Origin of the sequence: Larsenimonas rhizosphaerae, assembly GCF_026240105.1 — a bacterium.
GTDB classification, from domain to species: domain Bacteria; phylum Pseudomonadota; class Gammaproteobacteria; order Pseudomonadales; family Halomonadaceae; genus Larsenimonas; species Larsenimonas rhizosphaerae.
On sequence record NZ_JAPIVE010000002.1, the window covers coordinates 99,654 to 112,548 of the forward strand.

12 protein-coding genes and 1 other RNA gene are annotated in these 12,895 nt (G+C 59.4%); 7 read left to right on the plus strand and 6 right to left on the minus strand.

Annotated features, from left to right (window positions below; genetic code table 11):
* Positions 1-7: 7 nt before the first annotated feature.
* Positions 8-703, minus strand: a complete 696-nt coding sequence (locus tag OQ287_RS06990; protein WP_250934778.1) for a 3-deoxy-D-manno-octulosonic acid kinase — start codon at positions 701-703, stop codon at positions 8-10.
* On the opposite strand from OQ287_RS06990, the gene OQ287_RS06995 reads away from it, so the two are divergent.
* From OQ287_RS06995 to waaA, 3 genes are read left to right on the plus strand one after another with little or no spacing between them, the layout of a single operon-like run.
* Positions 702-1,781 carry a glycosyltransferase family 9 protein gene (locus OQ287_RS06995; protein ID WP_265895969.1) on the plus strand — a complete coding sequence of 360 codons (1,080 nt, stop codon included), beginning with the start codon at positions 702-704 and terminating at the stop codon, positions 1,779-1,781. The two genes, OQ287_RS06990 and OQ287_RS06995, sit on opposite strands and share 2 nt — an antisense overlap.
* Positions 1,781-3,211, plus strand: a complete 1,431-nt coding sequence (hldE, locus tag OQ287_RS07000; RefSeq protein ID WP_250937931.1) for a bifunctional D-glycero-beta-D-manno-heptose-7-phosphate kinase/D-glycero-beta-D-manno-heptose 1-phosphate adenylyltransferase HldE — start codon at positions 1,781-1,783, stop codon at positions 3,209-3,211. Before OQ287_RS06995 ends, hldE begins: the two co-directional genes overlap by 1 nt.
* 3 nt (positions 3,212-3,214) lie before the next feature.
* Positions 3,215-4,474, plus strand: coding sequence for a lipid IV(A) 3-deoxy-D-manno-octulosonic acid transferase (gene waaA, locus OQ287_RS07005; protein WP_265895971.1), 1,260 nt, complete (start codon positions 3,215-3,217; stop codon positions 4,472-4,474).
* Here waaA and rpiA read toward each other — a convergent pair.
* A complete protein-coding gene (gene rpiA / locus OQ287_RS07010) occupies positions 4,459-5,142 on the minus strand; it encodes a ribose-5-phosphate isomerase RpiA (RefSeq protein WP_250934781.1) in 684 nt (227 codons plus the stop codon). The two genes, waaA and rpiA, sit on opposite strands and share 16 nt — an antisense overlap.
* Before the next feature lie 164 nt (positions 5,143-5,306).
* Here rpiA and ilvA point away from each other — a divergent pair, with 164 nt between their 5' ends.
* A complete protein-coding gene (ilvA, locus tag OQ287_RS07015; RefSeq protein ID WP_265895972.1) occupies positions 5,307-6,845 on the plus strand; it encodes a threonine ammonia-lyase, biosynthetic in 1,539 nt (512 codons plus the stop codon).
* Between the two features lie 317 nt (positions 6,846-7,162).
* On the opposite strand, the gene OQ287_RS07020 is transcribed toward ilvA, so the two are convergent.
* The 3 genes from OQ287_RS07020 to OQ287_RS07030 form a co-directional block, all read right to left on the minus strand.
* Positions 7,163-7,777: a 5-formyltetrahydrofolate cyclo-ligase gene (locus OQ287_RS07020; protein ID WP_265895973.1), complete on the minus strand. Its 615-nt coding sequence runs from the start codon at positions 7,775-7,777 to the stop codon at positions 7,163-7,165.
* A 32-nt stretch (positions 7,778-7,809) separates the two neighbouring features.
* A non-coding RNA gene (gene ssrS / locus OQ287_RS07025) (6S RNA) lies at positions 7,810-7,990 on the minus strand.
* Between the two features lie 75 nt (positions 7,991-8,065).
* The gene (locus tag OQ287_RS07030; protein ID WP_250934787.1) at positions 8,066-8,374 is read right to left on the minus strand and encodes a cell division protein ZapA; all 309 of its coding nucleotides are present in this window, start codon (positions 8,372-8,374) and stop codon (positions 8,066-8,068) included.
* Positions 8,375-8,525: 151 nt separating this feature from the next.
* Here OQ287_RS07030 and OQ287_RS07035 point away from each other — a divergent pair, with 151 nt between their 5' ends.
* From OQ287_RS07035 to OQ287_RS07045, 3 genes are read left to right on the plus strand one after another with little or no spacing between them, the layout of a single operon-like run.
* Positions 8,526-9,134, plus strand: coding sequence for a UPF0149 family protein (locus OQ287_RS07035; RefSeq protein ID WP_265895974.1), 609 nt, complete (start codon positions 8,526-8,528; stop codon positions 9,132-9,134).
* 23 nt (positions 9,135-9,157) lie between these two features.
* Positions 9,158-10,339 (plus strand): 2-octaprenyl-6-methoxyphenyl hydroxylase, encoded by a 1,182-nt coding sequence (gene ubiH, locus OQ287_RS07040; protein WP_250934791.1) that lies wholly within the window; start codon positions 9,158-9,160, stop codon positions 10,337-10,339.
* Between the two features lie 12 nt (positions 10,340-10,351).
* Entirely contained in the window at positions 10,352-11,566 is a 1,215-nt protein-coding gene (locus tag OQ287_RS07045) for a UbiH/UbiF/VisC/COQ6 family ubiquinone biosynthesis hydroxylase (RefSeq protein WP_265895975.1), read from the plus strand.
* Between the two features lie 19 nt (positions 11,567-11,585).
* On the opposite strand, the gene OQ287_RS07050 is transcribed toward OQ287_RS07045, so the two are convergent.
* Positions 11,586-12,866 carry a S41 family peptidase gene (locus OQ287_RS07050; RefSeq protein WP_265895976.1) on the minus strand — a complete coding sequence of 427 codons (1,281 nt, stop codon included), beginning with the start codon at positions 12,864-12,866 and terminating at the stop codon, positions 11,586-11,588.
* Between the last annotated feature and the right edge of the window lie 29 nt (positions 12,867-12,895).

Below are 12,895 nucleotides of genomic sequence, written 5' to 3' on the forward strand. Positions count from 1 at the left end.
GTAGTGCTCAGGCGTTGTATCCGTGAAGTAGGGCGGTGTACAGGCGTTGTGAGTGGGTACCTGCAAACTTTTCGAACGAGCGAGAAAGCCGCTCCAGGTTGCGGGCCTTGAAGCGCTCACCGGCGCGAAGCTGACAGCGATCAAGATCAATGAGCCAGGGCGTATGGGCTTCGTCGATCAATATATTGCGTGCGTTGAGGTCTACATGATCCAGACCGTGATCATGAAAGCGTCGGATCATTCGGCCGACGTCATGAAGAAGCGCATGATCCGCTCGGCCTTCTTCCAGGCAGGTTGCCAGGGCGTGTGCCCCTGAAATACGGACGGTCAGAAGGGCGGCCCGATACGTGAGACCATGGCGCCATACACAGGCACCGACAGGCGCGGGAACCGGCAACCCTGCCTGCTGAAGGCGGGCCGTCAGGCGGCATTCCCTGAAGGCTCGGGTAGCCTCGAGTCTCGTCCAGACGTAGTGCTCCCTGACGACGCGACCGATCAAGCCGCCCCGTCTGTAGGGTCTTAATACCCACTGTTGATCCTCTCGGGAGAGAAAAAGACTTTCGCCTCGACCCGGGGCCCGGCCAGTGATGGCCTGCTGATTTTCCCACCACTCGGGCATAAACCAGTCAGGCTCTATTTGTGGGGCTCTTTCAGCATCATATAGAATGGCTGTATTTGCTTTCCGGGATATCTGTAACCGCATGAAGCATCCTTTGCCTGTTCGCCCGACACATCTTTGTGTACTGCGGCTTTCCGCCCTTGGCGATGTCTGTAATCTGGTCCCTACCGTACGTGCGCTGCAGCGTCAGTGGCCGGACACGCGAATCACCTGGATCATTGGTAAAGGTGAGCACAGTTTACTTACCGGCCTCTCGGGGGTCGAGTTCATCGTGTTTGACAAGGCGTCGGGCCTTGCAGGCATGCGTGATATCTGGCGCCGACTGGAAAATATCCGGTTCGATGCGCTGCTGCACATGCAGCAATCCATTCGTGCCAGTGTCCTGTCACTGGGTCTCAAGGCCGATATTCGCCTTGGCTATGATGCAGACCGTGCCAAGGACAGGCAGACCTGGTTTACCAATCGGCGGCTGGCGCCCCACCCGCGGGCGCATGTGCTGGAATCCTTCATGGATTTCGCTCGTGCTCTGGGTGTCGAGGACACCTCCCTTGCCTGGGATATTCCGATTCCGCCCGAGGCCCACGCGGAGGCCGAGCGCATTTTGAGCGCCAGGCCCGGTCTGGTCATCAGCCCCTGTGCCAATCCGCGGCTGCGCAACTTTCGCAACTGGTCGCCCGAGGGTTACGCCGCCGTCATCGATCATGCCTGGCGCGAGCACGGGCTGACGACCTTCCTGACCGGGGGCGGGAGTGATCAGGAGCAGGAAATGGTATCTGTCATTCGCAGTTGCTGCGAACAGGCCGAGCCGGTCAATCTGCTGGGCAAAACGTCACTCAAGGGGATGCTGGCGCTGATCCAGCAAGCCAGGGCAGTAGTTGCACCCGACTCGGGGCCTGTACACATGGCCAATGCCCTGGGGACGCCGGTTGTCGGGTTGTATGCCACAACCAATCCCGAGCGGGCTGCTCCTTATTGCTGGCAACAGTACGTGGTGAATCGCTATCCTCAGGCCGTCGCTACCTATCAGAAAAAGAAGGATGCCACTCGCTGGGAAGCACGTGTGCGTCACCCAAAGGCCATGTCACTGATTCTTCCTGAAGATGTGACGAAGCAGCTGGACCGTTTGTTACTGGACACCGCCACTCAAAGAGTACCGGAATGATGAAACTGGATTTCAAGGCCCTGGAACAGGCTCGCGTACTGGTCGTGGGCGATGTCATGCTGGATCGGTACTGGTTTGGACCGACATCCCGAATCTCTCCGGAAGCCCCGGTGCCGATTGTCCGCGTGGATGGCAGTGAGGACCGGCCAGGTGGCGCTGCCAACGTGGCGTTGAACATTGCCTCGTTGGGTGCACATGTCACGCTTTCCGGGCTGGTCGGGCAGGATGACAATGCTGCCCTGCTGGAGCAGGCATTGAGTGCTGCTGATATCGTGACGGACTTTCAGCACAGTGAGCTGGCCCCGACGATCACCAAGCTGCGGGTCATGAGTCGCAGTCAGCAGCTGATTCGTCTGGATTTCGAGCAGTCCTTTGCAGACATCGATACCACGCCCCTGACCGGCAAGGTTACCGAGGGGATGGCCCAGGCGGATTTGCTGATCCTGTCGGACTATGGCAAGGGCACTCTGGCTCAGGTGCAGGATCTGATTCAGGCTGGCCGGGCGGCAGGCAAGCGGGTGCTTGTGGACCCCAAGGGCGTGGATTTCGAGCGCTACCGTGGTGCCAGCATCATTACTCCCAACCTGAGCGAGTTTGAAGCCGTGGCAGGCCCTTGCCCGACAGACGACGCAGTGGCGGAAAAGGGAGAAGCACTTCGCGCCTCGCTGAATCTGGAAGCGCTGCTGGTCACGCGCAGTGAGCGAGGGATGACACTGATCCGCGAGCAAATGGCGCCGCTTCATTTACCTACTCATGCCCAGGAAGTCTTTGATGTTACCGGTGCCGGGGATACGGTCATCGGGGTGCTTGGTCTGGCGTTGGCCGCCGGCCATGAACTGCCGGAAGCCATGATGCTGGCCAATCTGGCTGCCGGGCTGGTGGTGGCCAAGCCTGGGACGGCCACCCTGTCGATTGCCGAACTCTATACTGCGCTTCACGGCGACCGCCTGGCAGAATATGGCGTTTCCGATGCTGCGACTCTCAAGGTATCCCTCAGGGCTGCTCAGGGACGGGGCGAGAAGGTGGTCATGACCAATGGGTGTTTTGACATCCTCCATGCCGGCCATGTGGCTTATCTTGAGCAGGCGCGTCGCCTGGGGGATCGCCTTGTAGTGGCTGTCAATGATGATGCTTCCGTGAGGCGCCTCAAGGGCGAGAAGCGGCCCATCAACGCACTGGCGCGACGCATGCAGGTGCTGGCCGGTCTGTCTGCCGTGGACTGGGTCGTTCCTTTCAGCGAGGACACACCGGCGGAGCTTATCGAGGAGCTTCTGCCGGATATCCTGGTCAAGGGCGGTGATTATCGGCCCGAGGATATCGCCGGTGGTGATGCCGTGCGACGTCATGGCGGTGAAGTGCGTGTGCTCGGGTTCGAGGATGGTGTATCGACCACCGCAATGATTTCCACCATTCTGGGCCGGGGAGTCTGATTGATGGGGCGCGGGCTTTACAGTGCACTGCTGTATTTGTTGTCACCGTTCATATGGTGGCGCATCTGGCGTGAGTGGCTGCCCACTTACAAGCGTCGGCAGCGATTGGGCTGGATCTCGCGCGCCCCTCATCGTCCGCTCTGGATTCATGCCGCATCAGTCGGTGAGGTCATGACGGCCAGACCCCTGATCAAGGCGCTTATTGATCGCTATCCCGACAGTCCCGTGGTGGTTACTACCATGACGGCAACTGGCGCAGAACAGGTGAAAACCCTGTTCAAGGGCGAAGTGAGTCATTACTTTCTGCCGCTGGACTTTCCTTGCGCCACAGCCCGGTTTGTCGAGCGCCTGTCGCCACGGATCGGTATTATCGTAGAGACTGAGCTATGGCCGAATCTGGTCCATGCCTGCGCGCGGCGCCAGATTCCTCTGGCGCTGGTCAACGGGCGATTATCTGCAGGCGCTACGCGTCAATACGCGAAGGTAGCTCGCCTGATGGCGCAGACGCTGAACCATTTTGACTGGCTAGGCATCAAGGATGCCGTGGATGCAGAGCGATTCACGGCACTCGGGGCCCCGACGGAAAAAATGGTTATTACCGGTGGTCTGAAATTTGACCTGGCCCAAAGTGACGAGGCTCAGAAGGCGAGTGAGTACTTGCTTGATCAGTGGGGAGGCCGCTTCGTATGGGTGGCTGCGTCCACGCATGACGGCGAGGATGAGCAGGTGCTGGCGGCTCACCGACAGCTTCTTGCAGTGGTGCCTTCGGCTCTACTGGTGCTGGTGCCTCGCCACCCGCAGCGTTTTGATGACGTAGCACAGCTTGTAAGCCACCATGGCCTGGCGATGGCACGTCGTTCCCGCGGAGAAGGCGTCACGCCGGACATCCGAGTGTATCTGGGAGATACCATGGGTGAGGTCATGACCTTCTACGGGACAGCCAGTGCCGCATTTGTAGGAGGCAGCCTGGTGCCTGTTGGGGGGCATAACCTGCTGGAGCCGGCTTCGCTTGGCGTGCCTGTCATCAGTGGCCCCTATCTGGATAACTTTACCGAGATTGCCGCCCTGCTTGATGACGCCGATGCGTTGACCCATGTCAGCTCATCGGAACACCTCGGTCAGGCGCTGCTGGCTGTGCGTGCCGATCCGGCTACGGCACATGCCCAGGGCGCGCGGGGTCAGGATGTTGTGGTAGCCCATCGAGGGGCGCTGGCAGCCACCCTCGATGGGCTGACACCGCTGTTGCCTCAGGAGGCGGTGTAGCGGGCGACGCCATCCTCGCGTCCCAGCAGCAATATATCGGCACCTCGCACGGCAAAGATGCCATGCGTGACAACGCCCACCAGGCTGTTGATGCGAACCTCCATGTCCAGCGGGTCATCGATCATGAAGTTGAAGATGTCGATGATCTGGTTGCCGTTATCGGTTACCACGCCTTCCCGATATACAGGGTCGCCACCAAGCTTGACGATCTCGCGGGCAACATATGAGCGAGCCATGGGAATGACTTCGATCGGCAATGGAAACCCGCCCAGCCGGTCCACATGCTTGGAGCCATCCGCGATGCAGATGAAGGTCTGCGCACAGGCTGCCACGATTTTTTCTCGTGTCAGGGCCGCACCTCCTCCCTTGATCATGTGAAGCTGATGATTGATTTCATCCGCGCCATCGACATACACCGGCAGCGTCCCTACGCCGTTAAGGTCATAGACCGGGATATTGTGCTTTTTAAGGCGATCGGCAGTGGCCTGAGAACTGGCAACGGCACCGTCAAAGTCATGGCGGTATTCTGCCAGGGCATCAATGAAGCAGTTGGCAGTGGAGCCCGTACCAATCCCGACGACGGTCTGGCGATCAAGCATGGGAAGAATTTCATCGACCGCAGCGCGGGCGACAGCGTGTTTGAGCTGATCCTGAGAAGACAAGGCCATGGTGTTTCCTGCATTGGGGGGTGAATGACCAGAGCGTGTCGCCCCTGCGGCGAGAGGCGTATTATACGTAAGCTCACCTGCACGTGTAGACGCAGTCTGCCCGGACTCGTAGGCTGTTGTCATGGCGTTTTGAATGAAAGCGTCCCGCTCCGCCCCTTTCAGTAATGCACCACCAGGACACGAGAATGCTTGAAGCGTATGTGAAGAAGATCCTCCAGGCGCGCGTCTATGAAGCCGCCATCGAAACGCCCCTGTCTGCGGCGCCTATGCTGTCCAAACGCTTCGATAATCAGATATGGATCAAGCGGGAGGACCTGCAGCCGGTTTTTTCCTTCAAGGTGCGCGGTGCCTATAACAAGATGGCCACGCTGACCGATGAGCAGAAGGCTCAGGGGGTCATTGCGGCCTCGGCGGGCAACCATGCTCAGGGGCTGGCCCTGTCGGCCAAAAAGATGGGGGTACGGGCCATTATCGTCATGCCATGCATTACCCCCGATATCAAGGTTCAGGCCGTTCGCGCACTGGGGGCGGAAGTCATTCTGGCCGGTGATGCCTTCAGTGAAGCACTGGCGCATGCCCGTACCCTGATCGAGAAGCATGGCTATACCTACATTCCGCCCTATGATGACCCGGATGTGATCGCCGGTCAGGGCACGGTCGGGATGGAAATCCTGCGCCAGCATCCGGATGACATCGATGCCATCTTCGTACCGGTAGGCGGTGGCGGACTGGCTGCGGGCATTGCAGCCTACGTGAAGTACCTGCGCCCGGAGATCAAGGTGATTGCCGTTGAGCCGGCCGATGCGGCCTGCCTCAAGGCGGCTCTCGATGCTGGTGAACGTGTGGTGCTTGAGCAGGTTGGCATCTTTGCGGAAGGGGTGGCCGTTGCGCAGATCGGTGAAAAGCCTTTCGAAATCCTCAAGGATTACATTGATGGTGTCATTACCGTGACCGCGGATGAAATGTGTGCGGCGGTGAAGGACATCTTTGAAGATACCCGGGCAGTATCGGAAACTTCCGGAGCGGTGGCGTTGGCGGGGCTCAAGAAATACGTTCAGCAGACCGGTGCGCAAGGCCAGTCACTGGTATGCATCAACTCGGGGGCCAACACCAATTTTGACCGTTTGCAGCATATCGCCGAACGTACGGAACTCGGTGAGCAGCGTGAAGCCATCCTTGCCGTGACCATTCCCGAACGTCCCGGCAGCTTCAAGCAGTTCTGCAACGTGATCGGCGATCGCATGGTAACGGAATTCAATTACCGGTATGCCCAGGGCGACAAGGCACATATCTTTGTCGGGGTGCGCACTCAGCCTGGTGGCCAGGACCGTCAGGCACTGATCGATCAGCTGCGAAGTGCCGACTACCCGGTGGAAGATCTGACCAGCAACGAACTGGCCAAGCTGCACATTCGTCACCTGGGGGGAGGGCGGGCTCCGTCGGCGCTGCCCGAGGAAGCCTATCGGTTCGAGTTTCCCGAACGTCCGGGAGCCTTGATGCGCTTTCTGTCCTTTCTACCGGAAGGCTGGAACATCTCGATGTTTCATTACCGCAACCATGGTGCGGCGTATGGCCGCGTATTCGTAGGGCTTCAGTTGCCCCCGGACGATCTTCCACAGCTGGAACACCAGCTGGACAGCATCGGGTATCGCTACTGGAAGGAAACGGATAATCCGGCCTATCGTCTTTTCACCTCTCAATGATTCAAAACAGCCGCATAAAATGCGGCTGTTTTGTGAATACGTACGGCGAGGGATGGGATAATCTGGTTATAAAGGGCTAAAGGCGATGTGGGCGTGGTCGTTCATGAAGCTGAAGGTCTGAATAAAAAGTACGGTTGACTACTTGCGGGGCGCGGCTTTCTACTCCTATAGTGCGATCGTTTTTTTCATCCCTGTTACAGTGAACTCCGCCACCATGAAGCGTAAGCCTGATCTTGTAGTGACTCTCGTGTTTCTGTTCGGTATTGGTGTTGTAGCGACCGGTTATGCGCAGACACTCATGGGTGCATGACCGACATTCATTGTCCGGTATCCAGTACTGACCGATCAGTCACGATAGCATTCAGCGGTACATCCCAGGGCTGGTTCGGCAGTTGATCTACCTCCTGCCCGGCATGCGCCAGCCCGATCAGGTGTGGAGCGGGTCGTTGCCTGCGCGTGAAGGCAAAGGTGCGATCGTAGAACCCGCCACCCATTCCCAGCCTGTTTCCCTTTCGATCAAATCCCACCAGTGGCATCAGAACGACATCCAGCCCCCAGGGTGGTAAACGCCGTGCGCGGTGCGCATTCAGGCGCGTATGCGGCTCGCTGATATTGAAACGGTTCACGCTCATTGGCGTTGCGTCATCATACCGCACGAACCATAGCCGGTTATCCGACAGCGGGCGCAGGACGGGCAGGTATACGCGGGTTCCTCGCCTGGAAAACCAGTTCAGCAGCGGACGTGGATCAATTTCACCATCATTGGGCAGATAGAGTGCGACACGTCGGGCGCGCTGTACGGCAGGCAGGTTCCGAAGGTGACGGCACAATGCAAGGCTGGCGTCTCGCTGGTCTGATGAGGACAGGCTGCGGCGATGTTGCCTGAGTATCTGGCGCAATTGACGTCGGGTCAGTCCGGTAGAGTCAATCATGGGATATCCAGGCGGGGGATATAGAAGGAAAAGGGTTCTCCAGAATGCCGCTGCTGTTTCTGCCCTGAACCTACTGGTTCAAGGTGGGTGGTCTCATGCAGACCATCAGGCTTTCCGACGCGCGGACATGCACACAGGTCTGCAAATGTGACCCCCTGGGTATTACGCATAGGCTCAAGGGACTACAACAGCTGGCGCACATTCCAGAGAACAGGAACAAGTTTAACAGATTCCCGGGGCTGCGCCCAAAGGTTAAGCGCCTCAAAGGTACGCTGTTCGGGTGACAGCCTAGGAGCGAGGTGTGCCCCTGGCACGTCGCACGGCGCGCTCCAGCGCATCACCGGCTCGCTCGGCAACGTCTTCAGCCTCGCGACGCTTCTGCCGCTCCTCCATCAACTCGTGTGTGATGTTGAGCCCTGCCATCAGCGCTACCTTGGTGATATCAGTGACCTTGCGCTGACCATGAATGCCTTCAAGTGCCGTGTCGAGGTAGCGCGCTGCGTCCACAAGAGCACTTTCTTCCTCGTCAGAGCAGTTAACAAGGTAGGTTCGACCCAGAAGGGTCACTTCAACGGTATGGCGGGACGCCTCGCTCATGGGGATCAGCTCCGGCATGGGCCTTTGACGGCCAGTGCGCTAAGATGGTGGGTCAACGATGTTACGCACTATAGAGAGCCACTATCGGGCGGTCAACGCACGGCCCGTATGGCTACCCTCTCATGATCCGGCGACGCACTACAGGACGCCCATGTCGATTCAAGATAATCCCCTCGATTTTTCGCTGATTGGCGATATTTTTCTCGCCCACGGCACACTGCAGTCCCCGGCCTTTCTGGATGGCCGGCTATGCGCCCAGCTGGCACTGAAGGACATCACTCCGGACGGCTGGCTGGAAGAAGTCTGTGCCACCCTGGGAGTGGAAGAACCCCGTGACCGGGAAGACGCCGCGCAGCTTCTCGAATGGCGTCGCCGTACTCAGGCCCGCCTTTCTGCCAGTGAGCTGGAATACGAGCCGCTGTTGCCGGATGACATGTATTCCCTTGGGGAGCGGGCTCAGGGGCTGCGCGACTGGTGCCTCGGCTTTTGCGAACCCCTGGATGAATGTGATGAAAAGATGCAGTCACAGTGGCCGGCCGCGCTTCGCGAAGCGCTCGAGGACGTCAGGCAGATGTGTGCGATCGAAACGGATATTGATGACAGCGCTGAAAACGAGAACGATCTGTTTGCCTTGACCGAACACGCACGAATGGCAGCGATGCTGCTGTATACCGAGCAGCACCCCGGGACGCCTGACGTTGAAAAGGTCGATGATCAGACGCTTCCCGACAGCGATGCGATGTCGGACACTCACCACTAGGCGATACATACGCGGGGAATGCCATGACGCACACGGATATAGCCATCATCGGCGGAGGGCTGGTCGGTGCCAGCATGGCCTGCGCGCTCGCGCCGTTGATCTCGCGTTACGGCCTTGATGTGACCGTGATCGAACCTTCTCCGGTGCAACACGGCCAGCCGCAATCAAGCTTTGACGACCGCTCAAGTGCCATCGCCTACGGGTCGCGGCGCTGCTTCGAATCACTGGGTGTGTGGAAGGGCATGCAGGAAAAGGCCTGCCCGATTACCTCCATTCATGTCAGCCAACGGGGGTATCTGGGTGTGACGCGTCTGTCCTGTCGCGATACTCACACGGAAGCGCTGGGTTATGTCATCGGCAACCGCTGGATGGGACATGTGCTGCATCAGCGCCTGGCCGAGCTGCCGATCTCGTGGCGTTGTCCGGCATCGGTGCAGCGGATTGTGCCGGAGAAGGAAGGGCACTGCCTGACGCTGGACGATGGCAGTACCCTGAACGCCGCGCTTACCGTCATGGCGGACGGCGGTCGCTCGGGGCTCAAGGGGCAGCTTGGAATCAGGGATGATGTGACACCCTATGAACAGTATGCCCTGATCGCCAACGTGACCCTCAGCACACCTCACCAGGGGGTGGCCTATGAGCGTTTCACGTCTGAGGGACCCATCGCGCTATTGCCATTGCAGGGCCGCAGGATGGCGCTGGTCTGGACACAATCGCTCGAAGGGCTCACGCGCACCAGGGCGTTGTCGGATGCCGGATTTCTGGAACAGCTTCAGCGCTGCTTTGGTGACCGTGTCGGCCGGTTTGTCGAGGTGGGCCAGCGCATGGATTACCCGCTGGCGCTTCGACAGGCGCGGGAGCAGACGCGGCCTTATCTGGCCATGCTGGGAAATGCAGCTCACACGCTGCACCCTGTTGCCGGCCAGGGGTTCAATCTGGCACTGCGTGGCGTGCAGGACCTGACCCGCGAAATTCAACAGGCCCTTGAGCAGGACGAGGCCATAGGCAGTGCCTCGGTAATGGGGCGCTTCGATGCACGTCGCCAGCAGGATCGGGATCAGATCATTCGCTTCAGTGACGGGCTGGTGCGACTGTTTGGTGTCGAGCACCCGTTGCTGGCCCATGCCCGTGGGCTTGGGCTGATCGGCATGAATCTGTTTTCACCTGCCCGGCGCCTGCTGACGCGCCGGGCCATGGGGCTTTGATGGGGAATCAACATGTTTGATGTAGTCATTGTCGGCGCCGGTATGGTGGGAAGCGCTCTTGGGCTGGAGCTGGCGCGTGGTGGTCTGCGCGTGGCACTGGTGGATGCCGGGTCAGGGGAGGCGGCCTGGTCCTCTGACACGGTGGATAATCGCGTCAGTGCCATTACCGAGGCCTCGAGACTCTGGCTGAAGCGTCTGGGCGTGTGGGATGCCATTGCCTCACGCCGTATCAGTGGCTATGAGCACATGACGGTCTGGGATGGTGAAGGAACCGGCGAACTCGGATTTCATGCCGACGATATCAGCGTGGATACCCTGGGGCATATTGTTGAAAACAGCGCGATTACCGATGCACTGCATGACGCGTTGCGCGACTGTGACGAGGCGACGCTCCTTTTCGGTTGTCGCGCCGAGGCGCTGGTCTGTGATGACGCGGCTGCCGGTATCCTGCATCTTGACGATGGTCGGCAGCTGACGGCAGGTCTGATCGTGGGGGCCGATGGTGCACGTTCCCGACTGCGTGCGCTGGCCGGTATCGAGACACGGGAATATGCCACCGGACAGGTAGCGCTGGTAGCCACCGTTACTCATGAAAGATCACATGACGCTACGGCGCGTCAGGTCTTTTTACCGACCGGACCACTGGCCTTCTTGCCCCTGTCCGTATCAGGCAATACCCATAGCAGCTCTATCGTCTGGTCCTGCGACGAGGCATTTGGCCATGTTCAGAATGAGCGGAATGATGACGACTTCCTGCGGGAGTTGTCCGTAGCGTTTGAACACCGACTGGGCTCCTTTCACACCGTGCAGTCGCGTGCCTGCTTTCCACTGGTGCAGCGCCATGCGATGCGCTACACCCAGGCCGGGCTGGCCCTGGTCGGCGATGCGGCACACAACATTCATCCGCTGGCAGGTCAGGGCGTCAATCTGGGATTTCTGGATGCGGCCGTATTGGCCGAAGAGGTGCTTCAGGCACGCAAGCGGGGCATCGCCATGGGGGATGCCAGAATCCTGGCCCGCTATTCAAGGCGCCGTCGTGGTGACAACCAGCAAATGCTGTGGATGATGGATGCCTTTCGTCGAGGGTTCGGAAGCCGCCTGACGCCAGTCCGGTTGCTGCGGAACCTGGGGCTGCAGGGCGTAAACCGCATGGCGCCCATCAAGCAGTTTTTTGCACGTCAGGCGCTGGGGCGCCGGGGCGACCTTCCCCGGGTCATGAAGCCCTGACATGCATGCCCTGCCGGTATTATCGAGTACCTGCCTGTTGCCAGGCGGCAAGCCCCTTCAGCAGATTGAGTGCTTCGCCAAGCGGGTAATCCTGTTCGGCAAGGGCCGAAGCCGGTGCAGGGAGTGCTGCGCTGGTTTCGGTACTGTCGAGATGGTTCTCGAGTGAGCGCTCACGTACCTCAGGTGCCTGAGCATCGTTCAGCATCAGCTCACCGCGTTGCAGTCGGACATCCGGCACAATGCCTTCGGCCTGAATCGAGCGCCCGCTGGGTGTGAAATAGCGGGCGGTGGTCAGTTTCAGGGCACCGCCATTGTCCAGCGGCATGACCGTTTGTACCGAGCCCTTTCCAAAGGTGGGTTCGCCCATCACGATGGCTCGATGGTTGTCCTTCAGGGCGCCTGCCACGATTTCCGCTGCCGAGGCGGTGCCGGCATTGACCAGCACTACCACGGGTACCTTCCGAAGACGTGTCGTGTCCCGGGAGGCGTTGAAACGTACTTCACTGTTTTCGATCCGTCCATGGGTATACACGATCAATCCGGTATCCAGAAACAGGTTGGTTGTTTCCACGGCGCTTTCCAGCAGGCCACCGGGGTTATTGCGCAAGTCCAGTACCAGCCCCTTCAGTGCCTGCCTGCCTTCGAGATCGGACAATGCTGATGCCAGATCATCGGCGGTGCGTGCCTGGAACTGGCTGATGCGGGCGTAGACATACCCTGGTGACAGTATTCGGCTCGTCACGCTGTCCTGGCGAATGATGGCCCGCTCAAGGGTGACTGTGCGTGGCGTGTTGCTTGCTTCCGATAGAACACCGAGGGTCATGGTGCTGCCTTCCTTGCCCCGCATTCGTTCGACGGCGTCGCTCAGGCTCATGTCATTGGTTGATGTGCCATCAATGCTCAGAATGCGGTCATTGGGCTGCAGTCCGGCACGCGCGGCGGGCGTGCCATCCATCGGGGCGATGATGACAATGTGGCCGTTTTTTTCGCTGACCTGAATGCCTACACCGGCAAATTCGCCTTGAGTGGCCTCCTGCAGATCGCGAAAGCCGTCCTCGTCCAGATACGCCGAGTGCGGATCCAGATTGGACACCATGCCACGCAGGGCATTATCGAAAAGCGTTTTGTCATCCACGGGATCGACATAGGTTTGTCTGATCTGCTCGAAGACCCGGGAAAAGGTGCGGATATCCTCGATGGGAAGCGCGCCATCTTCGGGGGCGGTATCCTCTGCGTAAAGTGGTATCTGGAAGACCAGTAACAGCAGGCCTGTCAGCGTGGCCCATGGGCGCGCGTGCATAACGAATCCTTGTCCGGCGACGCCAGGGC

Coding starts and splice junctions, on each gene's coding strand:
- OQ287_RS07035 (WP_265895974.1), top strand. CDS start 8,526: ATGTCGATTCAAGATAATCCCCTCGATTTTTCGCTGATTGGCGATATT.
- rpiA (WP_250934781.1), bottom strand. CDS start 5,142: ATGGCCTTGTCTTCTCAGGATCAGCTCAAACACGCTGTCGCCCGCGCT.
- ubiH (WP_250934791.1), top strand. CDS start 9,158: ATGACGCACACGGATATAGCCATCATCGGCGGAGGGCTGGTCGGTGCC.
- OQ287_RS07020 (WP_265895973.1), bottom strand. CDS start 7,777: ATGATTGACTCTACCGGACTGACCCGACGTCAATTGCGCCAGATACTC.
- ilvA (WP_265895972.1), top strand. CDS start 5,307: ATGCACCACCAGGACACGAGAATGCTTGAAGCGTATGTGAAGAAGATC.
- OQ287_RS07030 (WP_250934787.1), bottom strand. CDS start 8,374: ATGAGCGAGGCGTCCCGCCATACCGTTGAAGTGACCCTTCTGGGTCGA.
- OQ287_RS07050 (WP_265895976.1), bottom strand. CDS start 12,866: ATGCACGCGCGCCCATGGGCCACGCTGACAGGCCTGCTGTTACTGGTC.
- OQ287_RS07045 (WP_265895975.1), top strand. CDS start 10,352: ATGTTTGATGTAGTCATTGTCGGCGCCGGTATGGTGGGAAGCGCTCTT.
- waaA (WP_265895971.1), top strand. CDS start 3,215: ATGGGGCGCGGGCTTTACAGTGCACTGCTGTATTTGTTGTCACCGTTC.
- OQ287_RS06990 (WP_250934778.1), bottom strand. CDS start 703: ATGCGGTTACAGATATCCCGGAAAGCAAATACAGCCATTCTATATGAT.
- OQ287_RS06995 (WP_265895969.1), top strand. CDS start 702: ATGAAGCATCCTTTGCCTGTTCGCCCGACACATCTTTGTGTACTGCGG.
- hldE (WP_250937931.1), top strand. CDS start 1,781: ATGAAACTGGATTTCAAGGCCCTGGAACAGGCTCGCGTACTGGTCGTG.